Source organism: Pseudomonas saudimassiliensis, assembly GCF_000939975.1.
GTDB classification, from domain to species: Bacteria; Pseudomonadota; Gammaproteobacteria; order Pseudomonadales; family Pseudomonadaceae; genus Halopseudomonas; species Halopseudomonas saudimassiliensis.
In genome coordinates this window covers 590,693-613,953 of the sequence record NZ_LK391969.1, presented here as the reverse complement: position 1 = coordinate 613,953, position 23,261 = coordinate 590,693, and the positions used below count along the sequence as shown (strand labels likewise).

Annotated in this window: 18 protein-coding genes and 1 tRNA gene; 12 read left to right on the top strand and 7 right to left on the bottom strand. The window is 63.7% G+C overall.

What is annotated here, in order from left to right; genetic code table 11:
- Nucleotides 1-21 precede the first annotated feature (21 nt).
- Entirely contained in the window at nucleotides 22-456 is a 435-nt protein-coding gene (locus VG99_RS02950; RefSeq protein WP_044498250.1) for a membrane protein, read from the top strand.
- On the opposite strand, the gene VG99_RS02945 is transcribed toward VG99_RS02950, so the two are convergent.
- On the bottom strand, nucleotides 451-990 hold the full coding sequence (locus VG99_RS02945; protein ID WP_082049974.1) for a hemerythrin domain-containing protein: 540 nt from the start codon (nucleotides 988-990) through the stop codon (nucleotides 451-453). The genes VG99_RS02950 and VG99_RS02945 overlap by 6 nt on opposite strands.
- Before the next feature lie 162 nt (nucleotides 991-1,152).
- Between VG99_RS02945 and norR the strand changes: the two genes are divergently transcribed.
- The 3 genes from norR (at nucleotide 1,153) to VG99_RS02930 (ending at nucleotide 6,390) form a co-directional block, all read left to right on the top strand.
- Entirely contained in the window at nucleotides 1,153-2,682 is a 1,530-nt protein-coding gene (gene norR, locus VG99_RS02940; RefSeq protein ID WP_044498249.1) for a nitric oxide reductase transcriptional regulator NorR, read from the top strand.
- A gap of 159 nt (nucleotides 2,683-2,841) precedes the next feature.
- Nucleotides 2,842-4,272, top strand: a complete 1,431-nt coding sequence (locus tag VG99_RS02935) for an alpha/beta hydrolase (RefSeq protein WP_044498246.1) — start codon at nucleotides 2,842-2,844, stop codon at nucleotides 4,270-4,272.
- Nucleotides 4,273-4,383: 111 nt separating this feature from the next.
- The gene (locus tag VG99_RS02930) at nucleotides 4,384-6,390 is read left to right on the top strand and encodes a peptidase U32 family protein (protein WP_044498245.1); all 2,007 of its coding nucleotides are present in this window, start codon (nucleotides 4,384-4,386) and stop codon (nucleotides 6,388-6,390) included.
- 145 nt (nucleotides 6,391-6,535) lie between these two features.
- Here the strand turns inward: VG99_RS02930 and VG99_RS02925 are convergent.
- The 6 genes from VG99_RS02925 to VG99_RS02900 all read right to left on the bottom strand — a co-directional run bounded on the left by VG99_RS02925 (nucleotide 6,536) and on the right by VG99_RS02900 (nucleotide 14,112).
- Nucleotides 6,536-6,609: transfer RNA gene (locus tag VG99_RS02925), tRNA-Gly, on the bottom strand.
- 44 nt (nucleotides 6,610-6,653) lie between these two features.
- Nucleotides 6,654-7,907, bottom strand: coding sequence for a cytochrome P450 (locus tag VG99_RS02920; RefSeq protein ID WP_044498244.1), 1,254 nt, complete (start codon nucleotides 7,905-7,907; stop codon nucleotides 6,654-6,656).
- Nucleotides 7,908-7,986: 79 nt separating this feature from the next.
- Nucleotides 7,987-8,985, bottom strand: coding sequence for an LLM class flavin-dependent oxidoreductase (locus tag VG99_RS02915; RefSeq protein WP_044498243.1), 999 nt, complete (start codon nucleotides 8,983-8,985; stop codon nucleotides 7,987-7,989).
- A gap of 81 nt (nucleotides 8,986-9,066) precedes the next feature.
- Nucleotides 9,067-10,560 carry an L-lactate permease gene (locus tag VG99_RS02910; RefSeq protein WP_044498242.1) on the bottom strand — a complete coding sequence of 498 codons (1,494 nt, stop codon included), beginning with the start codon at nucleotides 10,558-10,560 and terminating at the stop codon, nucleotides 9,067-9,069.
- 38 nt (nucleotides 10,561-10,598) lie between these two features.
- Nucleotides 10,599-12,929: an EAL domain-containing protein gene (locus VG99_RS02905; RefSeq protein WP_044498241.1), complete on the bottom strand. Its 2,331-nt coding sequence runs from the start codon at nucleotides 12,927-12,929 to the stop codon at nucleotides 10,599-10,601.
- A 10-nt stretch (nucleotides 12,930-12,939) separates the two neighbouring features.
- Nucleotides 12,940-14,112, bottom strand: coding sequence for a tetratricopeptide repeat protein (locus VG99_RS02900; RefSeq protein WP_052508673.1), 1,173 nt, complete (start codon nucleotides 14,110-14,112; stop codon nucleotides 12,940-12,942).
- A gap of 202 nt (nucleotides 14,113-14,314) precedes the next feature.
- Between VG99_RS02900 and flhA the strand changes: the two genes are divergently transcribed.
- The 8 genes from flhA to VG99_RS02860 all read left to right on the top strand — a co-directional run.
- The gene (gene flhA, locus VG99_RS02895) at nucleotides 14,315-16,420 is read left to right on the top strand and encodes a flagellar biosynthesis protein FlhA (protein WP_420848285.1); all 2,106 of its coding nucleotides are present in this window, start codon (nucleotides 14,315-14,317) and stop codon (nucleotides 16,418-16,420) included.
- Nucleotides 16,421-16,442: 22 nt separating this feature from the next.
- Nucleotides 16,443-17,780 carry a flagellar biosynthesis GTPase FlhF gene (gene flhF, locus VG99_RS02890; RefSeq protein WP_044498239.1) on the top strand — a complete coding sequence of 446 codons (1,338 nt, stop codon included), beginning with the start codon at nucleotides 16,443-16,445 and terminating at the stop codon, nucleotides 17,778-17,780.
- Nucleotides 17,781-17,805: 25 nt separating this feature from the next.
- Nucleotides 17,806-18,630: a flagellar synthesis regulator FleN gene (gene fleN, locus VG99_RS02885; protein WP_044498238.1), complete on the top strand. Its 825-nt coding sequence runs from the start codon at nucleotides 17,806-17,808 to the stop codon at nucleotides 18,628-18,630.
- A complete protein-coding gene (locus tag VG99_RS02880) occupies nucleotides 18,627-19,364 on the top strand; it encodes an RNA polymerase sigma factor FliA (RefSeq protein WP_420848273.1) in 738 nt (245 codons plus the stop codon). The genes fleN and VG99_RS02880 overlap by 4 nt, the downstream gene beginning before the upstream one ends.
- A gap of 112 nt (nucleotides 19,365-19,476) precedes the next feature.
- Nucleotides 19,477-19,854 carry a chemotaxis response regulator CheY gene (locus tag VG99_RS02875; protein ID WP_204216680.1) on the top strand — a complete coding sequence of 126 codons (378 nt, stop codon included), beginning with the start codon at nucleotides 19,477-19,479 and terminating at the stop codon, nucleotides 19,852-19,854.
- Nucleotides 19,855-19,869: 15 nt separating this feature from the next.
- A complete protein-coding gene (locus VG99_RS02870) occupies nucleotides 19,870-20,673 on the top strand; it encodes a protein phosphatase CheZ (RefSeq protein WP_044498236.1) in 804 nt (267 codons plus the stop codon).
- Between the two features lie 48 nt (nucleotides 20,674-20,721).
- Nucleotides 20,722-22,800, top strand: a complete 2,079-nt coding sequence (locus VG99_RS02865; RefSeq protein ID WP_044498234.1) for a chemotaxis protein CheA — start codon at nucleotides 20,722-20,724, stop codon at nucleotides 22,798-22,800.
- Nucleotides 22,801-22,811: 11 nt separating this feature from the next.
- The coding region (locus VG99_RS02860) for a response regulator (RefSeq protein WP_044501393.1) at nucleotides 22,812-23,261 on the top strand (450 nt) is incomplete at its 3' end.

Sequence of the window (23,261 nt, the reverse complement as noted above, 5' to 3'; positions counted from 1 at the left end):
CCTTTCTCTCTGGAACACTGTATGACATATCTGCTGATAAAAACGCTGCATCTGCTCGCCGCCATGGCCTTTATTGGCACACTGTTCTTTCAGGTGCTGATTCTGGCACCGGCGGGCCGCCGTTTGGATGCTTCGGTCCGCGGCCCCATGAGCCAGGCGCTGGGTCAGCAGGCCCGGCGGGTGATTCATTGGGTCGCCCTCGTGCTCTACGGCGCCGGGCTGACCTTGGCGTGGCGCTATCGTGGCGTCCTGGCTGACCCCTTTGCCAGTCACTTCGCCACTCTGCTCAGTCTGAAGATCCTGCTGGCACTGCTGATCATCGGTCACTACGCGGCGCTGATCTTCCTGCGCCGCGGCCAGCGCATCGGCGAACGGGGCATGCATCTGATCAACGTGAGCCTGCTGGTGCATGCCGTGCTGCTGGTCATCTGTGCCAAGAGCATGTTCGTGTTATAGCGCCTTGCCCGCCGCTGGCCCCATGAACAGCACCTCGTTCTCCAGCTGGATATGCTGGGTCAGATCCTGACAGAAGGTGTCCAGCCCGCGGTACAGGGTCTGCCAGGTATTGCAGGCGTGGGCTGGGACGGTGATGTCATTGGTTAGCGCAAACAGCTGGTCAAGCGCCTGGTCGTGTTGACCATGCTCGAAGCGCATCACACTGATCGGCCCGCGTGACAGACTATGTTCACCGCGCAGCAACATGGGAAAGAGGATCTGTTCTTCCTTGGTCATGTGGCTTTCCAGCGCCTGCTGGATATAGCAAAGGTGGTCAGTCAGCCCGTTCGGGCACTCCGCGTGGTCGCCATGCACCTGTTCCACGCGTCGAGCGAGGCGAATCAGCTCCGGCAATTGTTCGCGATGACGCTCATGGTAGCGGGTCAGGATGTAGGGAATCAGCTCATCCGCCGGGGCCTGCGCCCAGAACTGTTGGTCATCGCCCGGCAACGGGCTGGCGATAGCGGTGGAAAGGTCAGGTGACTGTTGGGACATGCTGATTACTCCGATAGGGGAATGAACAACCGCAGCTGTTACTTCTTCGCTGCAAAGCACATGCCATCTATAATCCGTTGAATTTCAACGTTAATTATTTTGCATGGTCATTTGTACCCGAGTGCGTTATGGTGCGCCAAACCACATAGGGTGTATCCGACCATGATTGAAGATTTACTCTTGCCCGACCTGGTGGCAGAACTGCCGGCCGCCGTTCGGCTGCAACGGCTGGTGCAGGTGTTGCGCGAAAGTTTTGCCTGCGGAGCGGTGGTGCTGTTGCAACGGGAGGATGATTGCCTGCGGCCGGTGGCCGCGGTCGGGCTGGTGCAAGACGCCCTGGGGCGGCGATTCGACCTGGCACGCCATCCGCGTCTGGCGGCACTGCTGTCGCGCCGGGAAATAACCTGGTTCGAATCCGACAGTACCTTGCCTGATCCCTACGATGGCCTGCTGGATGAGTCGCCTGGCGAGCCGCTGCCGGTGCATGACTGCATGGGCGTGAGCCTGCATGTGGAGGGTGAACTCTGGGGCGCGCTGACCCTCGATGCGCTCAAGGCTGGAACCTTCGATGAGCGTGCCCGCATCAAGTTGCGCCGCCTGCTGCCGCTGGTCGAGGCGCTGTTGCGGGTGACCCGCCTTGAGCAGGAAAACCGTGCGCTGCGCATGGTGCGCGCCGACGATCACCGGGCGCTGCCGGGGGTACAGCAGCATGGCATCGTCGGGCACAGCCCGGCGGTGACGCGCCTGTTGGACGAATTGGCGGTGGTGGCGGACTCGGACCTGACGGTGCTGATCACCGGGGAAACCGGGGTCGGCAAGGAACTGTTTGCCCACTGGCTGCACCGACATTCGCCCCGCGCGAGCAAGCCGCTGGTGCAGGTCAACTGTGCAGCACTGCCGGAATCCCTGGCCGAAAGCGAACTGTTCGGCCACGTCAAAGGTGCCTTTTCCGGTGCCAGCAGTGACCGGGGCGGCCGCTTCGACGCCGCCAATGGCGGCACGTTGTTCCTTGATGAAGTCGGCGAGCTGCCGTTACACGTGCAGGCCAAGTTGCTGCGTACCCTGCAGAACGGTGAGATCCAACGCCTGGGCGCCGACCAGCCGCTGCGGGTGGACGTGCGCATCATCGCCGCCACCAACCGCAACCTCGCCGACTCGGTAGCCAAGGGCGACTTCCGCGCCGACCTCTATCATCGCCTTTCGGTCTATCCGGTACCGGTCCCACCCCTGCGGGATCGGGGGAATGATGTGCTGCTGTTGGCCGGCCATTTTCTCGAACTCAACCGTGCCCGCCTCGGCGTGCGCAGCCTGCGTCTGTCTACCGACGCCGAGCAGGCGCTGCTCACCTACGATTGGCCGGGTAACGTGCGGGAGCTGGAGCATGTCATCAGCCGTGCGGCAATCAAGGCCCTGGGGCGCAACGGGTCGCGCCAGTCGATGCTGTCGCTGGATGCGGCGCTGCTGGATATTCCCGTCGGCGGTGGCGGCGCCAGCGCCAGCGGGACTGAGGCCCTGGCCGCCGCTGACGCCGGAGACATCCAGCCGCTGCGCATCAGCGTGGAAGCCTGCCAGCGCGAGCAGATCCGCCAGGCCTTGCTTGCGGTGGAGGATAACTGGAGCGCTGCCGCGCGCCTGCTGGAGCTGGATGCCAGTAATCTGCACAAACTCGCTCGGCGACTGGGGCTCAAATAAGACGCGCCGGGCGACGGCATCACCCATTTGAGTGGTGCCGTTACAAGGTGATATCAGCGTAGTTTATGCAGCGGCAGATCATACAGTTTCGTCTACGCTGATGAATGCGCTGGGCCGCTCCGCGCCCAGGTAATCAAATAAGAACAACGGAGGTTTACCTTGCGCATTACACCTTTCCCCCTGGCTGCGTTACCCCTTACCCTCAGTGCGCTATTACTGGCTGGTTGTCTTGGCGGGGGCGGCGGCTCCAGCGATAGGGACGAGACAGCACCGCCGGAGATGACCCGGGAGCATGATGAGCGTGTCTTTGTTCCCGTAAACGGCGACATCCCGGCGCTTGCCGGTCTGACTACAGGCCGGTATACCGGCATCTACGAAGGGCTGCAGGGCGATGCCGTATATTCTGCAGAGATACCCAGCCAAGGATGGAATGGCGGGCTGGTCATGTACACCCATGGTTATGCGGGTGAGGCTGAGGAGCTACCAGTCAGTGTGCCCAACGAGGCGTGGCGCCGCGCAGTGCTAGGTAAAGGCTATGCCTGGGCTGCATCTTCCTTTTCGGCCAACTATTACGACGCCCGCGCGGGTATTGAAGATACCAACAAGCTGGCGCTCGAGATCATGGACTATATCGAAAGCGACTATGGCGAGCGCTACGACGTACCCCAGCAATTCCTCATTTCCGGTTTTTCCATGGGTGGGCATATTGCGGCCGCAGCCGTGGATAAAGAGAACCGGGAGCGTACCCTGTACAAGGTGGACTATGCCGGCGCAGCACCTTTTTGCCAGTCTGAGCAGAATCAGTTCCAATGGCTGGGTGATTACCCCCGGGTGATGATGGAACTGAGTGGTTTCGGTGACAGGGACTACTCCGAATTCCAGGAGTTGCTGCCCCAGATGCTTGGCACGCTGTTCAATCTTAACGGAACCGCACCCAATTGGTTAAGCCCGCGGGGGCCGGAGGGCGAGTGGCTAACAGGTATAGCGCGTAACCTCACCGGCGGCGACCGTCCCATCTTCGAAAACGGTTTTGCTAGCACCTTGCAGTATGTCGTGCTGGGCACTGGCGGTTCCGGAGGGGATATCAATGGCATCCTGGCCCGCAATGGCTATGGCAACGAGGATCAGGTCTATCGCTGGACTACGGGTGAGGAGCTGACTCCAGAAGAGGAAGAGTTCAATGACCGCATCGCCCGGGTCAGCGCCGATCCCGACGCCAACCTGCCGCGTGAGGACGGTGTGCGCTGGATTCCGCTGGTAAATGGCGATTTCGACGTGCCTGTTCTGACCATGCACACCTTGGGTGACTTCTACGTACCCTTCCGCCATCAGCAGCTGTATCGCGAGCGGGCTGAGGAAAATGGCAACGAAGATCTGCTGGTGCAGCGGGCCATCCGAGCCCCCAGCCATTGTGATTTCAGCGGCGATGAAATCTTCACCGCCATGGTGCAATGGATCAACTGGGTCGAAGGTGGCCCGAAGCCGGCGGGCGATGAAGTACTGGATCCAGCGGTAGTAGCAGACGCTGACTACGGCTGTACTTTCACCACCCCGCAACGCTCCGGCTTGCCTGTCTGCGGAGCCAATTGAGCTGAACCAGCCATGGCGAGGGATCGCCATGGCTGGCCGCGCATCACCCCGCTCGTGCAGCATGCGGCAGTAACAGCTACAATCTGCCGTTTTCCAAGCGACGGTCCTGTCATGCCCCTTCCCAAGCACCACCTCGAACTGCTCAGCCCGGCCCGGGATGTGGCCATTGCCCGTGAGGCCATTCTGCACGGGGCCGATGCCATCTATATCGGTGGCCCGAGCTTCGGTGCGCGGCACAACGCCGAGAACAGCGTGGCGGACATCGCCGAGCTGGTGCGTTTTGCCCGGCTATTCCACGTGCGGATCTTCGTCACGCTCAATACCATCCTGCATGACGATGAACTGGAAGGGGCCCGCCAACTGATCCACCAACTGTACGATGCTGGCGTCGATGCGCTGATCGTGCAGGACATGGGCATCATGGAGCTGGACATCCCGCCGATCGAGATCCACGCCAGCACCCAATGCGACATCCGCACGCTGGACAAGGCCCGGTTCCTGGATCAGGCCGGTTTCTCGCAACTGGTACTGGCCCGCGAGCTGAACCTGCAGCAGATCAAGGCGATCCATGAGCAGGTGGACTCGACGCTGGAATTCTTCATCCATGGCGCCCTGTGCGTAGCATTTTCCGGGCAGTGCAACATCTCCCATGCCCAGACCGGCCGCAGCGCCAACCGCGGCGACTGCTCCCAGGCGTGCCGGCTGCCCTATACCCTGAAAGACGAGCACGGCGGGGTGGTGGCCTATGAAAAGCATCTGCTATCGATGAAGGACAACAACCAGAGTGCCAACCTGCGTGCGCTGGTCGAGGCCGGCGTGCGCTCCTTCAAGATCGAGGGGCGCTACAAGGACATGGGCTATGTAAAGAACATCACCGCCTACTATCGCCAGCGTCTCGACGACATCCTCTCGGATCGCCCCGACCTGGCCCGGGCCTCGAGCGGTCGCACGGCGCATTTCTTTGTTCCCGATCCGGACAAGACCTTCCACCGTGGCAGCACCGACTACTTCGTGACCGACCGCAAGATCGATATCGGTGCTTTCGATTCACCGACCTTCACCGGCCTGGAGGTAGGCGAGCTGCAACAGGTGCGCAAGGACGACCTGCTGGTGGTCACCCACGAGCCGCTGTCCAACGGCGATGGCCTCAACGTCCTGGTCAAGCGGGAAGTAGTAGGTTTTCGGGCCAACGTTGCCCAGGAACTGGCGCGCTACGAGGAAGACGGGCAACCGCGCTGGCAATACCGGGTTGAACCCAACGAACTGCCCGAGCAACTGCGCCGTGCGCGCCTGCCCCAGCGGCTCAACCGCAACCTGGATCACAACTGGCAACAGGCGCTGCAGAAGACCTCGGCCGAGCGCCGCATCGGGCTGCGCTGGCAGGCAGAACTGAGCGCCGACAGTCTCAGGCTCACCGGCATCAGCGAAGAGGGTATCCAGGTAAGCCGGCAGCTTGACGGTCCCTTCGAACCCGCCAAGAAACCCGAGCAGGCGCTGGAGCAACTGCGGGACCTGTTGGGTCAACTGGGTACCACCCAGTACCACGCCGAGCAGGTGGACCTCGGTGGCGATTTCGTACCTTTCGTGCCGAACTCCCAGCTCAAGACCCTGCGCCGTGAATTGATCGAGCAACTGAGCGAGGCCCGGGTCGCCGCCTTCCCCCATGGCTACCGCAAAGCCGTCAGCGTGCCGCCGCCGGTGTATCCGCAGACGCACCTGACCTTCCTCGCCAACGTGTACAACCACAAGGCCCGGGCGTTCTACCAGCGTTACGGCGTGGAGCTGATCGACGCGGCCTACGAGGCCCACGAGGAAACGGGTGACGTGCCGGTGATGATCACCAAGCACTGCCTGCGCTTTTCCTTCAACCTGTGCCCGAAGCAGGCCAAGGGCGTCACCGGTGTGCGCACCAAGGTTGCTCCGATGCAACTGGTGCATGGCGACGAGGTGCTGACCCTGAAGTTCGATTGCAAACCCTGCGAAATGCACGTGATCGGCAAAATCAAGGGCAACATCCTCAACCTGCCACAACCGGGCAGCGGTGCCAATATCGTTGGCTCGATCACGCCGGAAGACCTGCTCAAGACCATTCGTCGCAAGCCGCGGCAGAACGTCTGAGGGCTGTTCGGAGCCGGTCGAGCAGGCGCTCGATCGGCAGCAGGCGCGAACAGTTATGCCGCCCTGTGTTCCGGGGCAGATTATGGTCTTGAGGTATGCAAAGGGAGCGCTGGGGAAAAGTGCGGCGCCATTCAACTGTTCTGAATGGAGCGGGTGAAGGGAATCGAACCCTCGTCGTAAGCTTGGGAAGCTTCTGCTCTACCATTGAGCTACACCCGCAGCGCGAGGCATTCTACGCTGGTTTCTGCGGCTTCGGCAATCTCTTATGGCGACTTCTCGCCATGCACCTCACTGAGTACCAGGCGGCTGCCGACCATGGCGGGCATGCGCGACAGGCGGATGCTCAGGTCCTGGGGTGGCAGTTTGTAGCTCATCCGCTGGGTAAGCAGCCGCAGGGCGCTGCGCATCACTTCCACGGTCAGCCATTCGCCCGCGCAGCGATGGCCATGGGAGTATTCGCCGCCGCCCTGGGGGATGAAGTTGTAGGGGCTGCGGTCCCACTCCAGGAAGCGTTCCGGATAGAAGCGTTCGGGTTGTTGCCAGAGGCGCGGATCGTGGTTGGTGCCATGCAAATCGAGCAGCATCCAGTCGCCCCGGTGGAACTGGTGGCCGCGCCAGGCAAAATCCTCCAGTGCGACACCGCCCACGGCGGGGAAGAACGGGTAGTAGCGCCGAACCTCGTTGACGAACAGGTCGGCCAGCCCCGCCTCGCCAGCGCGCAGCCGCTGCTGGTACTCAGGATGGTGATGCAGGGCCAGGGCGGAGTAGGTGATATAGCGAGCGACAGCGACGATCGGGCGCAACAGGTTGAGCAACTCCACCGCGGCGGTCCGGTAGTCCACGCCGTGGCCGTGCAGGGCAGTGTGATGGGCGATGATATCCAGCGGGGTTGCCGGGTCGGCCCGGCGATGGCTGCGCGCCTGGCGGATAAGCTCCTGGGCCCAGTGTTCGGTGCGCTGGCGCAACAATTGGCCTTTCCAGTTGCGCGGGCCGATGCTGCCGGCGCCTTCGATCATGGCGGCCAGCTCGGTCGCGCGCTGCGCCGCCTGGCCCTCGTCCAGGGTGATGCCGACCCAGCGGCAGGCGCTGCGGCACAGGATGTATTCGGCTTCGGTCTGCAGCACCACCTCTGGCATGGTCTGCCAGCGGGCCAGGCGCGCCTGCCATTCCTCCTCGAAGATCGCCACCAGTTGCTCCAGGCGGGCCGGGCCCATTAGCGCCATGAACATTTCCTTGCGCCGGGCATGCTCCTCCCCGTCGAGGGTCAGGCTGCTGCCCTTGTCCTGCAGCAGCGAGAGGGTGGTCGGCGGCATGGCGTGATTGCGGGTAAAGCGCCCAGGCACGTAGAACATGCGCGCTGCCTCTTCGCCGGTAACGCAGTACACCCGCCGCAGCATGATGCGGGTCTGGAAGATATTGCTGCCGTAGTCCCGGCAGCGATCGGCTATGAAGTTGTAGCCGTTCTGTAGAAAGGCAGCGCTGCTGTCAAAGGCGGTGTCCCGGGGGATGGTGGTCATGGCCGGCTCTCGATTTTCCAAACGGGTGTAGCGCTTTGGAAAGGCCGAGGCCGGCAAAGTTCGGGTAATCGGCCTGGGGCTACAGCCGCGAGGCCGCGGCCATCAGGCGTTCGTAGCTGGCACAGCGCTGGTCCTGATCATAGATTGGACTGTTGACGATCAGCTCATTGGCGCCGCTGCGCCCCAGCAGGTCGGCCATCTGCTGGGCCACGGTCTGCTCGTCGCCGATCAGGGTGCCGGCCAGGGTCGAGAGCACCTGATGCCGCTCATGGGGTTGCCAGAGCGCGTCCATGTCCGCCACCGGCGGGCGCAACTGGCCGCGCTCGCCGCGGATCATGTTGAGGAAGGACTGCTGGTGGGAGCTGGCCAGGTAATGGGCTTCGTCGCGTGTCTCGGCAACAAAGGCGTTGATGCCGAGCATGGCGTAGGGCTGCTGCAACGTGGCCGACGGCACGAAGTTCTCCTGATAGGCGCGCATCGCGGCCATCAGGTAATCGGGCGAGAATTGACCGGCGAAGGCGAAGGGCAATCCCAGGCTGGCGGCCAGTTGCGCGCTGAAGGTACTGGAGCCGAGCAGCCAGATGGGCACATCCAACCCCGCACCCGGCACCGCCACCAGGCGCTGGCCGGGCTCCGGTTCGGCAAAGTAATGGCGCAGCTCTTCCAGCATCTGCGGGAAATCTTCACCGTCGGTGCGGCCGCGGCGCAGGGCGCGGGCGGTCGCCATATCGGTTCCGGGGGCACGCCCCAGGCCCAGGTCGATGCGCCCGGGATAGAGCGACTCAAGCGTGCCGAACTGCTCGGCAATCTGCAGCGGCGAATGGTTCGGCAGCATGATGCCGCCCGAACCGAGGCGGATGCGCTCGGTGCCGGCGGCCAGGTAACCGATGACGACCGAGGTAGCAGCGCTAGCGATGCCGACCATGTTGTGGTGTTCGGCCACCCAGAAGCGCTGGTAGCCCAACTGCTCCGCATGGCGAGCCAGGCGCAGGCTGTTGCGCAGGGCCTGGGCGGGGGTCGAATCCAGGGTGACGGGGCACAGATCCAGAATCGAAAGCGGTACGGCTGGGGTCGTCATAGGGGCTCCGCAACAGCAGGAATGTGCCAGCCATGCTACCCCCGGATGCCCGCGGGGCATAGTCCTGAAGCCACTCAGGAATCAGCGCGTCGTCCCGCCGGTGGCAGCGACCCACCACGCCATGCCCATCAACAGCGCCACTGCCGCCACGGCAAAGGGCAGCAGTTGCCCATAGACTCGTCGTTCTTCGCCGAAGCCGTTGGCCAGGCTGGCGGCGATCGACATGCGTACCGGGGAGAAAAAGCCCAGGCACATGCCCGAGGCGTGTTGCAAGGCGGCGACCGCCGGGATGCTCAGGCCCGCCTGCAGCGCCAACGCCACTTGCGATGGCATGAACAGGCTATTGGCCGGGTTGCCGCTGTTGGCCAGCACGGCAAAGCCGCCGGATAACAGCGGCGTAACCAGGATCGCGTTTTCGCCCAGGCTGGCAAAGGTGGCAGCGGCAAAGGCGCCGGAAATACCCGAAGCGGTCAACACCTCCGCCATCATGGCAAACAGGAACAGCGTCAGCACGGCATGTTGCCCGGTGTGCCAGGCAGTACGGGCTTCCCGGGCCAGGTTGCCAGTCTGCCGGCGCAGCAGCAGGGTGAGCAGCGCGCCGGCAATCAGCCAACTGCCGGCATGGAACAGCGGCGACCAGGCGGGCAGATCATGGAACAGGGTCACCTGGCCGACGGTGCTGAGTGCACCACGCAGGTCAGGCACCAGTCGGCTCAGGGCCAGACCACTTATCAGCAGGACATAGGGCAGCACCTTGCGCGCCGCTGCTCGAGCCTGGCGCCGGTTCGGTCGCAGATCCAGCAGGAGACGGACCACGATCAGCGGGCCGAAGGCGGCTAGCAACGCGGTTTCCGGCCCCAGGTGCCAGGTGGTTAGCACCAGCGCAACCAGGCTGACCGCGATCCACGCAACCTCCCGCAGGCATTCCGACCAGGGGGCGCCGATTCCGGCCCGCCGCGCCGTCTGCCAGAACAGGGCGAGCCAGACCAGCATCAGCAGCGCCACCGGCACCGCGCTGTACACCGCCAGTTGCACCGCGGGAATACGGGCGTAGGCTGCGGCCAGCAGGGTGCCGCTGCTCATGGCGCCCCAGGGGATGACGGTCTGGCTCAGCAGGGCGAAGATCATCAGATGCCGGGCCGCAAAGTCGAAGCGGCGAAGCAGGATCACCGTGCCCAGCATACCGACGCCGAAGCCGGTCACCGACTCGGCAAAGGGGCCGACCAGGAAACAGGCGAAGAAGACCAGTCGACGGCGGGCCAGGGGCGTCCAGCTGCGCTCGTCCAGCTCATTATCGGCGGCCGGGGCGGCGGTGTAGCCCGTAGGATCGCGGGCCGCCACCTGCCAGAACAACAGACCGCCGAGGATGTAGGGAGCGATCACCGCGCCGATCCACAGCCCGCGCAGCAGCGCCTCGCTCAACTGACCGACCGCAAAGGGGGTGGGGCCGGCCAGCAGGGCGACCGGAAGGGTGGTCAGCAGACCCAGGACAGCGGCGACGGTGATATTGGCGCGGCCGCTGAGAATGGTCACCAGAACGACCACGGCAGGCAGCGACCAGAGCAAGTACATCATGTGTTCTTCTTGCGTTATGGCGGGCGACCGTCCGCATTCTAGTCGTCGATGTCAGCCAGGCATAGTCCGGCGGGCAACCCGGGGGCCGGCATGCCGATATACGCGCCCTGGGCGAAATCGATGCCCAGCGCGCGCACTTGCGCCATCACCGCGTCGTTATGGACGAATTCCGCGACCGTCTGCATGCCCAGTTCCCTGGCGAAGCGCACTATGCCCTGGGTCAGCGCCCGGGCATCCGCATCGCTGTCGAGCTGGCGGATAAGGCTGCCGTCGATCTTGATCAGGTCCACATCCAGGCGCAACAGGTGCTCGAAATTCGAATAGCCGGTGCCGAAATCGTCGATGGCGATCCGGCAACCCAGCGCCTTGGCCTCGTCAATAAACTGGCGTACCGCACGGTAATTCTCGATACCTTCCGATTCCAGTATCTCGAAGATCACCCGCTGCGCCAGCGCCGGGTCCTGCAGGCGCTGGAGAATGTAGCCGCTCAGCTCGGCATCCAGCAGGTCATCGCAGGACAGATTGAGAGAGAACTGCAGGTCGCTGTCGGAAAAAAGCGCAATGCATTGATCCACCATGCGCCGGGTAATCTGCCGATACAGGCGGATCTTGCGCGCCACCGGCAGGAAGTTGGCCGGGCTGATGGCCGAGCCATCGTCATCCAGCATGCGCACCAGACACTCGTACTTGTCGATGCGGCCGGTACCCAGGTTCATGATCGGCTGGAACCAGGGCACGATCCGGTCATGCTCCAGCGCAGTACGCAGCCGGTTGGACCAGAGCAGGTTGTGCTCATAGGTCTCGCGCATGCGATGGGCGGGGTCGTGGATCAGGTAGTTGAGCTGGTTCAGGCGGGCCAGCTTCAGCGCGATACTGGCCGAGGGTAGCAGTTGTTCGCTGGCCAGCGGCGAACCGTCGGGCTGGGTCGTCGCGGCCAGCCCCAGGGTCACCTGCAGCGGAATCGGCTGCTGCTGCCAACTGACGGTCAGCCCCTTGCTGAAGGCCTGCAGGTTCTCCAGGCGTTGTTCCAGTAAACCTTGCCCGGGGCTGTCGGGGAATAACAGGGCCATCTCGTCCCCGGCCATGTGATACACCCGTACCGCCCGCCAGCCCGGCGTGTTGGCGACGTGCTGGAGCAACCCTGCGGCGAGCTCCCGAATCACGTGGTCGCCGCAGGAGCTGCCGTAGAAATCGTTTATTTCCTTGAACGCGTCGATGTTGAGCAGGATCAAGGTGCGTGGATGCTCCTGCTGCAGGTCAAGGAGCAACCGCTCCCGATTGGCCAGGCCGGTGAGCGGGTCGGTATAGAGACTGTTGAGCTGGCGCAGGGTACCGGCCACCATGTAGAGAATGAGCCCCGATAGCAGCACCAGGATGCCGACGATGATCGCCACGATGCGGAAATTGCTCGCCCGCATGGGCGCCAGTACCGCGTCGATCTCCGCCTGGGGGATGCCGATGCCGAAGACCATGCCGGCCTCGGTGGGGGCGTAGAACAGGGCATACTCCGCATCGCCGACCTGCAGCGTGCGGTTCTGCATGGGCGAACCGGGGTAACGACTGGCCAGCGCGCCCGGCAGCTGTTCGGATGGCGGCTCGCCGGTCAGTTGCAGGGCCGTGATGGCATCCATCAACCGCTGGGCCTGCTGCACATCAGCTGCCTCGGCGAGGCTCGACAGGTTGCGGTTTTCCCGGTCGAGCAGGAAGGAAAAGGTGCCGGGGGTGATGCGCACCCGGCTCACCAGGCGGATGACCTCATCGGCCTGCCAGTCGGTGGCGGCCAGCCCGATCGGCTTGCCATGATTGTCGTGCAGCAAGGTGCTGACGCTGATGACCACATTGTCGATCCGCGATTTGTAATAGGCCGCCGTCCAATGGTAGGGCGCGTCCTGGCCCTGGGTCGGTGGCAGGATGCGCTGGTACCAGTCCTTGTCGCGGAAATCGGTTTCGCGATACAGGGTGTGCGCGGCGGTATTGCCGCGGTAGCCATAGACGCCGATGGCGGCGAAGCGGTAGCTGCCGGGATCGAACAGGATGCCGCCGCCGTGCACATCCCGCAGCTCCCGCAGCGTGGCACCGACACTGCGCTCCAGCTCGGCCAGGTTGTCCCGCCCGGTCAGGTTCTTCTGCCGGGCGAAGAGTTCGCCCAGGCGGGCGAGGGCGCCGGTGTTCTGCTCCATCAGGTAGTGGTGGGCGTTGATGCGCTCCAGGTTGGAGTGAAAGGTATCGGCGATCTGCTGCTGGCGTTGCTCTGACATGGCCTGCTGGGCGAAGTTGAGATTGAGGCTGGACATCAAGCCCATTCCGACAATGAACAGCCCGATCAGCAAAAGCAGGGTCAGGATGATGGAACTCTTGCGCCGGGTCATGGCGGCGGGCTCAAGGTAGTCGTCCTGCGCGCCCGGCCTCAAGCCGCTGCCGGGCGAGCTGGATCTGCTCGGCAGTAAGCTGGCCCGCCAGCGTGCGGACCCGCGCCTCGGCCCGCGATTCGCCGTTGAGCAGCGCCAGGCTCAGCCAGACGTAAGCTTCGGTGTAATCGGGGGCGCCGCCCAGCCCGTCCATGTAGCTGGCGCCCAGGCGGTACTGGGCAACCGGTGATCCCAGGGAGGCGGCGCGCAGCAACCATTGCCGGGCATTGGCCTGCCCGGCGCCGCGTTCCTGCAGATGCAGGTCAGCCAGCTGCAGTTGCGCCTCAAGGAAATCCTGCCCGGCCGCCAGCTCCAGCCAGCGTTGGGCAACGGCCCGGTCGACGGGCACACCGCTGCCGTCCAGGTAGGCCATCCCGGCCTGGTACTGGGCAGCGGCCACCCCGCGTCCGGCCGCGTCCTCGATCAGCGTCAGCGCCTTCTGCTGATCGACAGCGGTGCCCAGGCCCTGCTGGTAGAGCTGGGCGAGTAACAGTTGCCCGGGGCCGTACTGCTGCTCGGCGGAGCGGTTGGCCCAGACCAGCGCCTGCTCGGCCTTACCGTTTACCTTGAGGATGCTGGCCAGGTGCTGCTGCGCCTTGGCGTCCCCGGCTTCGGCCGCTGCGCTGCAAGCCGGCAGCGCCTGTTGGTAGTTCTTGATAGTGAATAGCAGATAACAACTGTTGATCTGGCGCTGCGGCACCCTGGGCGCGTCCTGGGCGGACAGTTGATCTGCCCGGGGCGCGCTTGACTGCCGGGTCGGCGCACTGTGGTCCACCCGCTGGGCGAACGTGGCGACTTGCCCAGGGCAGGAATACTGATAGCCCGCACGCAGCCGGGCGAGGGTCTCCGGCGTTGGCGGCTCGGCGGCGTAGCGGGTGCCGATGGCCCGGCAGCGGCTGTCCCGTTCCCGGGCTACCTGTTGATAGGCAGACGTGGCAGCGTCCTGGGTGTGTTGTTCAAGGAATTGGGTCAGGGGGTCGATCCGCGGCTGGTCGAGTAGCCGCTGCGCCTCCGGGAACCAGGTTGGCGCGGTGGCCTCAGCCGGACGCGGCTCGCCGGTGCGCGGCCATAGTCTTGCCCACTCGGGCGAGGCGGCACACCCGGCCAGACAGCAGGATAGCAACAGTGCGGACAATGCGCGCATGAACTCTCTCGTTAGCGAAACCGCCATCCGGTGACACAGGATTATGCACACTAGTGACTGACGGCACAGAAACAATGTCCTGGTCGGTGAATGTTTTTTTCAATTTTGTGGAACAGTTCTTGCCTTGAACAGGCTCAGGGAAGCTTTCACGTCAATATTTTGTCCGGGGTACCTTAGGGGAATGGCTGTCAATCGCGGTGAAATGATCAGTTCCATGCGCAGCAATCTGGCGGGCTTGCGCCATGGTAGCCTGGGCGTGCCGATCCTGCTGTTGGCCATGCTGGGCATGATGATGCTGCCAGTGCCGCCCTTTCTGCTGGACGTTTTCTTCACGTTCAACATCGCGCTGTCGCTGGTGGTGCTGCTGGTCTGCGCCTATGCGCTGCGGCCGCTCGATTTTGCTGCCTTTCCGACCATTCTGCTGGTGGCCACCCTGCTGCGCCTGGCGCTGAACGTAGCATCGACACGGGTGGTGCTGCTGCATGGCCATGAAGGTGGCGATGCGGCGGGCAAGGTGATCCAGGCGTTCGGCGAGGTGGTGATCGGCGGTAACTTCGTGGTCGGCCTGGTGGTGTTCATCATCCTCATGATCATCAACTTCGTGGTGGTGACCAAGGGTGCGGGGCGGATTTCCGAAGTAAGCGCACGCTTTACCCTGGATGCCATGCCCGGCAAGCAGATGGCGATTGACGCCGACCTCAATGCCGGCCTGATCGACCAGAACGAGGCCAAGACGCGTCGGATGGAGGTCGCCCAGGAAGCGGATTTCTACGGCTCCATGGACGGTGCCAGCAAGTTCGTGCGCGGGGATGCGGTCGCGGGTCTGCTGATCCTGTTCATCAACGTCATCGGCGGCCTGGCCATTGGCATGGCCCAGCACGGGCTGGGGTTTGCCGAGGCCGGGGAAATCTACGTGCTGCTGACCATCGGCGACGGCCTGGTGGCGCAGATTCCCTCGCTGCTGCTGTCCACCGCGGCGGCCATCATGGTCACCCGGGTCTCTACCTCCGAAGACATGGGCGGGCAGGTCAAGCGGCAGATGTTCGCCTCGCCCAAGGCGCTCGGCATTGCCGCCGCCATCATGATTGTCATGGGGCTGATTCCCGGCATGCCGCACCTATCCTTCCTTGGGTTGGGTGCGCTCGCCGCCGGCGGCGCCTATTTCATTGCCCACAAACAGCGGCTCAAGGCCGAGGCCGAACAGGTCGCCGAGCAACAGCGGGCGCAGCTGCCCGCCGTGGCCCATCCGGAGAACCGCGAACTGGGCTGGGATGATGTCACCCCGGTGGACATGGTCGGCCTGGAAGTGGGTTACCGATTGATCCCGCTGGTGGATCGCAGCCAGGGCGGGCAGCTGCTGGCGCGTATCAAGGGGATTCGCAAGAAGCTGTCCCAGGACCTGGGTTTCCTGATGCCGTCGGTGCACATCCGTGACAACCTGGACCTGGCACCGAACGTCTATCGCATCACCCTGATGGGTGTTGGAGTGGCTGAGGCCGAGGTGTACGCGGACCGTGAACTGGCGATCAACCCGGGGCAGGTGTTCGGTGAGATCAAGGGCATCGCCGGCAAGGACCCTGCGTTTGGCCTGGATGCAGTGTGGATCGAGCCGGCGCACAAGGACCAGGCCCAGTCACTGGGTTACACCGTGGTGGATGTGAGCACCGTGGTCGCGACCCATCTCAATCAGATCCTCCACAAGCATTCCCATGAGCTACTCGGTCACGAAGAGGTCCAGCAGTTGCTCAAGGTGCTGGCCAAGGCTTCGCCGAAACTGGCCGAGGAGCTGGTTCCCGGGATCATTTCGCTGTCCGGGCTGCTCAAGGTGCTGCAGGGATTATTGCAGGAGCAGGTACCGGTACGGGACATCCGCACCATCGCCGAGGCCATCGCCAATCAGTCGGGCAAGAGTCAAGATACCGGCGCGCTGATCGGCGCGGTGCGCATCGCCCTGTCACGCTCCATCGTGCAAAGCATTGTCGGGCTTGACTCCGAGCTGCCCGTGATCACCCTTGAGCCCAGGTTGGAACAAATATTGCTTCAAAGCCTGCAGAAGGCCGGACAAGGCAACGATGACGGCATTCTGCTGGAACCGGGCATGGCGGAGAAGCTGCAGCGGTCCCTGGCGGACATGGTGCAGCGGCAGGAAATGATGGGCAAGCCGGCGATCCTGCTGGTTGCCGGCCCGGTACGCAACATGATGGCACGGTTCGTTCGCTACGCGGCGCCCGGCGCCCATGTGCTGTCCTACCAGGAAATTCCGGACAGCAAGCAGGTCACCATCGTTGCCACCGTTGGACAGAATTGATTACACAGGGTGAGAACAGGCCATGAGAGTCAAACGTTTTTTTGCGGCAGACATGCGCTCGGCAATGAAGCTGGTACGGGACGAGATGGGCGCCGACGCCTCCATCATCGCCAACCGGCGCGTGGCCGGCGGTGTTGAGCTGACCGCGGCGCTGGATTATGAAGCGCCCCGGCTGACGCCGCCGACCCCTGGCCTGGACCTGGAACTGAAGAAGACCCAGGAGCGCATCCTCAGCGCCCGGGCCAGTCTGGAGGAGGGCGAGCGCCCCGCCGAAGGCCCCAGCGTCAACCGTCAATTATTTGGTGACAGCATGCGCCAGGCGGCCGAGCAGGGTTCCGCCGTGGCCCAGGGGCTGATCGAGCGGCTGCACAGCGAGCGCGCTGCGCCTGCCGCCGAGGCGGCAGCGCATCCTGCCCCGGTGGGTGGTGAGGAGCTGGACGCCATGCGTTCCGAGATTGCCGGCCTGCGCGAGATGCTCGAATCCCAGTTGGGCGGCCTGGCGTGGGGGCAGGTCAATCAGCACCAACCGCGCCAGGCCAGCCTGTGGCGCAAGCTGATTCACCTGGGCCTGCCAGCCGAACTGTGCAAGGAACTGTTGACCAAGGTGGCCGAGGTCACCGACGTACGCCAGGCCTGGCGCCTGCTGCTGGCCCATCTGTCCCAGGGCCTGCCGGTGCTGCGCGACGAACTGATCGAGCGCGGCGGCGTGATCGCCCTGGTCGGCCCTACCGGCGCCGGCAAGACCACCACCCTGGGCAAGCTGGCCGCGCGTTATGTGCTCAAGCACGGCAGTCAGAACGTGGCGCTGGTGACCATGGATACCTACCGCATCGGCGCCCATGAGCAGCTGCGTACCCTGGGCCGGATCCTCAACGTGCCGGTGCGGGTGGTCGATGAACAGAACAGCTTGGCCGAGGTACTGGAAGAGTTCGGGAACAAGCGCCTGGTGCTGGTGGATACCGCCGGCCTGCAGGCACAGGACCCGCACCTGCGGGGCCAGTTGAGTGAGCTGGCTGCCCAGGGCGCCCGCGTCAGCACGCTGCTGGTGCTGGCCGCGACCAGCCAGTACCGGGTGCTCAAGGCGGCCTGGCATAACTATCGCGGCTGCAACCCGGTGGGCTGCATTCTGACCAAGGTCGATGAAGCCGCCACCCTCGGCGAAGCGCTGGGGCTGGCCATGGAGCAGCAACTCCCGGTAGCCTATGTGGCCGATGGCCAGCGCATTCCGGATGATCTGGCCCGTGGGGTAGGCCACCAGTTGGTCAGCCGCGCCGTTGGCCTGGCGGGGAATGAGACCGCTGAGGATCAGACCATGGCCGATGTATTTGCCGGTATACTTCACAATCAGCGCGCAAGTTAACGATTTCAGAAGGCGACAGCACAGAATGGGCAATCATCCGGTTCAGGTAATTGCGGTAACCGGCGGCAAGGGCGGCGTGGGCAAGACCAATGTGTCGGTCAACCTGTCCCTGGCGCTGGCCGAGCTCGGGCGTCGCGTAGTGTTGATGGACGCCGACCTGGGCCTGGCCAACGTGGACGTGCAATTGGGCCTGCGACCCAAGGCGACGCTGGCTGACGTCTTGGCTGGCCATTGCGACCTGCGTGAGGTGATGATCAACGGGCCGGGGGGGATTCGTATCGTCCCCGCTGCCTCCGGCGCCGCCGATATGGTCAACCTCGGTCCACGGGAACATGCCGGTCTGATCCAGGCCTTCAGCGATATCGGCGATGACCTGGATATCCTGGTGGTCGACACCGCTGCGGGTATCGGCGATTCGGTGGTCAGCTTCGTGCGGGCCGCCCAGGAGGTGGTCGTGGTGGTCTGTGACGAGCCGACTTCCATCACCGATGCCTATGCACTGATCAAACTGCTCAACCGGGACCATGGCGTGTCCCGCTTCCGGGTGCTGGCCAGCATGGTCCACAGCCCCCAGGAAGGTCATAACGTATTCAACAAGCTGGTGCAGGTAACCGACCGCTTCCTCGAGGTGACGCTCCAGTACGTCGGCGCGATTCCCTACGACGAAACCGTGCGCAAGGCGGCTCAGCGGCAGCGGGCCATCTTTGATGCCTTCCCCCGCAGCAAGGCTGCGCTGGCCTTCCGCGCCATTGCCCGCAAGGTCGATGCCTGGCCGCTGCCGTCCAGCCCTCGCGGGCATCTGGAATTCTTTGTCGAGCGTCTGGTACAGCGGAGCGAAGTGGCCCCATGAGTGTAGGAGGAGGTGGCGTCAATATGTACGCGCGCACCATGGGCGCCGCCACCGAACAGGATCGCCTGGTGCAGCAGTTTGCGCCGCTGGTCAAGCGTATTGCCTATCACATGCTGGCGCGCCTGCCGGCCAGCGTGCAGGTGGAAGATCTGATCCAGGCGGGCATGCTGGGGCTGCTGGAAGCGTCCCGCAAGTTCGACCACAGCAAGGGCGCCAGTTTCGAGACCTATGCCGGCATCCGCATCCGCGGCGCCATGCTCGATGATGTGCGCAAGGGCGATTGGGCCCCCCGCTCGGTCCATCGCAATACCCGGCTGGTCAGTGGCGCGATTCGCGCCGTTGAAGCGAAAGTCGGTCGTGACGCTAAAGATCACGAGGTTGCTGCCGAATTGGAGATGAGCCTCGAGGATTATTACGCGATTCTCAACGACACGGCCGGCAGCCGCCTGTTCAGCTTCGAAGACCTGCTGGAGGCCGGCGCACCGGCCGAAGTCGGTTCCGACCACGAAGCCTTCGATGGAGTGGAGGATGAACGTTTCCGCAACGCATTGGCCGAGGCGATCTCCCGGTTGCCCGAGCGCGAGCAGCTGGTGCTGTCGCTGTATTACGATGAAGAGCTCAATCTCAAGGAGATCGGTGCGGTGCTGGGTGTCAGCGAATCGAGAGTCAGTCAGTTGCACAGCCAGTGCGCCGCGCGACTGCGCGCCCGGATGGCCGACTGGCGCGACGGTTGAGCGGCGTTTCAGGCGTATCCCTGATTAATGACAACAGTTTAATGAAGTGCAGAACAGGAGCACCCTGACTGCACTTCTTCTGGTTTGTATGGAGGTCGACTTGGACAAGAACATGAAAATTCTCATCGTCGATGATTTTTCGACGATGCGGCGCATTATCAAGAACCTGTTGCGCGATCTGGGGTTCACCAATACCGCGGAAGCGGATGACGGCACCACCGCGCTACCCATGCTGCAGAGTGGCAGTTTCGACTTCCTGGTGACCGACTGGAACATGCCCGGCATGAGCGGTATCGACCTGCTGCGGGCGGTACGGGCGGACGAACGCCTGAAGCACCTGCCGGTCCTGATGGTCACCGCTGAAGCCAAGCGGGATCAGATCATCGAGGCGGCCCAGGCCGGGGTCAATGGTTATGTGGTCAAGCCCTTCACTGCCCAGGCGCTGAAGGAAAAGATCGAAAAGGTATTCGAGCGAATCGAGGCAAAGTAGCCCTCGGGGGACGTTATGGCACTGAGCAGTGAACCCGGCCAGATAATCGCTGATGAATTCGAGCATTCCCTGAAAAACAATGCCCGGAAGCTGGTGGACCACCTCGAAGAGGGGGATTACCGCGAGGCAGTACTGGTCATCCATGAGATCAATCAGGCCCGCGACCGCGGCCTGTATTACGAAGTTGGCAAGCTTACCCGCGCGCTGCACAACTCGATCATCAATTTCCAGATAGACACGGCCCGCACCCTGGATGGCGACGCCGAGGCGACCGAAGCCTCGAAGATCTCCGACGCCTCGGACCGGCTGGACTATGTGGTGCGGCTGACCGACAAGGCCGCCAACCGCACCATGGATCTGGTCGAGAGCAGCGCCCCGGTGGTGTCCGCCTTGGGCCAGGAAGCGGCAACGCTGCGCGCCGAGTGGGAGCGCCTGCAGCGCCGCGAGATGAGCGCAGCGGAGTTCCGTGAACTGTCGCGCAACATCCTGGCGTTCCTCGAGCGCAGCGAGCAGCAGAGCGCCGAGGTGTCATCGAACCTGAATGACATTCTCATGGCCCAGGATTATCAGGACCTGACCGGCCAGGTGATCAAGCGAGTTATTACCCTGGTGCACGATGTCGAGGACAGCCTGCTGAATCTCGTTCGCATGGCCGGCCAGGTCGACCGTATGGCGGGCATCCAGCACAACTTTACTGGCCCGGAAGTGAAAAAAACCTCGCACCAGGGTGAAGGTCCGCAGATTCATGCCGATAAGAGGGATGATGTGGTGTCGGGGCAGGATGAAGTTGATGACCTGCTGTCCAGTCTCGGGTTCTAGGGGCTGACGACACCGTTGGTATTTTGTCGCAGGGCAAGGGAGCGTTGAATGAGCTTTGATGCGGACGAAGAGATTCTCCAGGACTTCCTGGTGGAAGCCGGGGAAATTCTCGAACTACTGTCGGAACAGCTGGTGGATCTGGAGAACCGCCCTGGCGATACCGACCTGCTCAACGCGATCTTCCGCGGCTTCCACACGGTCAAGGGCGGTGCCGGCTTCCTGCAGCTGGACGCCCTGGTTGCCTGCTGCCATATCGCGGAAAACGTCTTCGACATCCTGCGCAAGGGCGAGCGCCAGGTCGACGCCGAACTGATGGACGTGGTGCTGCAGGCGCTCGATACCATCAACAGCATGTTTGCCCAGGTGCGTGAAGGCGAGGCGCCGACCCCCGCCGAGCCGCAGCTGCTGGCAGCGCTTTCCGCGCTAGCGCAGCCCGCCCTCGCGGCGCAGGCCCCTGCACCTGTCGCGGTCGCCGCTGAGCCGGGGCCCGTGCCAGCGGAGCCAGACCTGGCTGACGGCGATATCACCGACGACGAATTCGAACTGCTGCTCGAGGCTCTACACGTCAAACCGGAAGCGGGCGAGGCGCCGCCAGCCATGGCGCCCGCGCCGACCGGCGATGACATTACCGACGATGAGTTCGAGGCCTTGCTCGATCAGTTGCATGGGGCGGGCAAAGGCCCGGGCGCGGCCGAACCCGCCGCGCCGGTATCCCCTACGACTGCCGCTTCTGAGCCCGCCGCCGGCGCCGGTGAGCTGATCACCGACGACGAATTTGAAGCCCTGCTGGATCAGCTCCATGGTCCCGGCAAGGGTCCGGGCGAGGCGCCCGTCGTACCCCCGACGCCCGCGCCGACCGCCCCTGCATCGGTACCCGCCGCTCCCGTGGCGGCGGCCAAGCCGCCCGCCAACCCGCGGCCAGAGAGAAAGTCTGACGCCAGTGGTGACGCCCCCGCCGTGGAAACCACGGTACGGGTTGATACCGCCCGGCTCGACGAGATCATGAACATGGTGGGCGAGCTGGTGTTGGTGCGTAACCGCCTGGTACGCCTGGGCCTCAGCAGTGAGGACGAAGAGCTGGCCAAGGCGGTGGGTAATCTGGATGTGGTCACCGCCGATTTGCAGGCCTCGGTGATGAAGACCCGCATGCAGCCGATCAAGAAGGTGTTCGGCCGCTTCCCCCGGGTGGTGCGTGATCTGTCGCGCAGTCTGAAGAAGGAGATCACCCTGGAGCTGATCGGCGAGGATACCGACCTGGACAAGAACCTGGTCGAAGCCCTGGCCGATCCGCTGGTGCACCTGGTGCGCAACTCGGTCGATCACGGCATCGAGATGCCCGAAGAACGCGAAGCCGCGGGCAAGCCCCGGGTGGGCAGCATGGTGCTTGCGGCGCGGCAGGAAGGCGACCATATCCTGTTGACCATCACTGATGACGGTCGCGGTATGGACCCCGAAGTGCTACGGGCCAAGGCGGTGGAGAAGGGCATGATGGAGCGCGACGCCGCCGAGCGGTTGAGCGAGAGCGAATGCTTCAACCTGATCCTGGCTGCCGGCTTCTCCACCAAGACCGAAGTGTCCGATGTCTCCGGCCGCGGCGTGGGCATGGACGTGGTACGCACCCGCATCGCCCAGCTCAATGGCACCATCGGCATCGAATCGACCAAGGGCGTGGGTACCCAGATTGCCATCAAGGTACCCCTGACCCTGGCGATCATGCCGACCCTGATGGTCATGCTGAGCAACCAGGCGTTTGCCCTGCCGCTGGTCAGCGTCAATGAAATCTACAGTCTCGACCTGTCGCGCACCAACGTGGTGGACGGGCAGGAAGTAATCCTGGTACGGGACAAGGCGCTGCCGCTGTTCTGGCTCAAGCGCTGGCTGATGCCCGGCGCACCGCAGGAAACCGACCGCTCGGCAGCGAGCGTGGTCATCGTGTCGGTCGGCACCCAGCGGGTCGGTTTTGTGGTCGATCAACTGGTCGGCCAGGAAGAAGTGGTCATCAAGCCGCTGGGACGCATGTTGCACGGCACCGCCGGCATGGCCGGAGCGACCATTACCGGTGACGGCCGTATCGCGCTGATTCTGGACATTCCCGGTCTGCTCAAACGCTACGCGCGCCGCGGCTGAGGGGAGAGGATATGGCGGTCAAGGTGTTGGTGGTGGATGATTCGGGGTTCTTTCGCCGTCGGGTGAAGGAAATCCTCGAAAGCGACCCAAGGATCCAGGTGGTGGGCACGGCCACTAACGGTCAGGAAGCGGTGGAGCAGACGCTGGCCCTGCACCCGGACGTGATCACCATGGATTACGAAATGCCGGTCATGGATGGAATTACCGCGGTGCGCCAGATCATGCAGCGCCAGCCGACACCGGTATTGATGTTCTCGTCGCTGACCTACGAGGGCGCCCGGGTCAGCCTGGATGCCCTGGACGCCGGCGCCGCCGATTACCTGCCGAAGAACTTCGAAGACATCTCGCGCAACCCGGACAAGGTCCGGCAATTGCTTTGCGACCGGGTGCAAGCCCTGGCGCGCAGTAATCGCTGGTCGCTGGGGTTTGCTGCTGCGCCGGTGCCGACGCCGGCCAGTGTG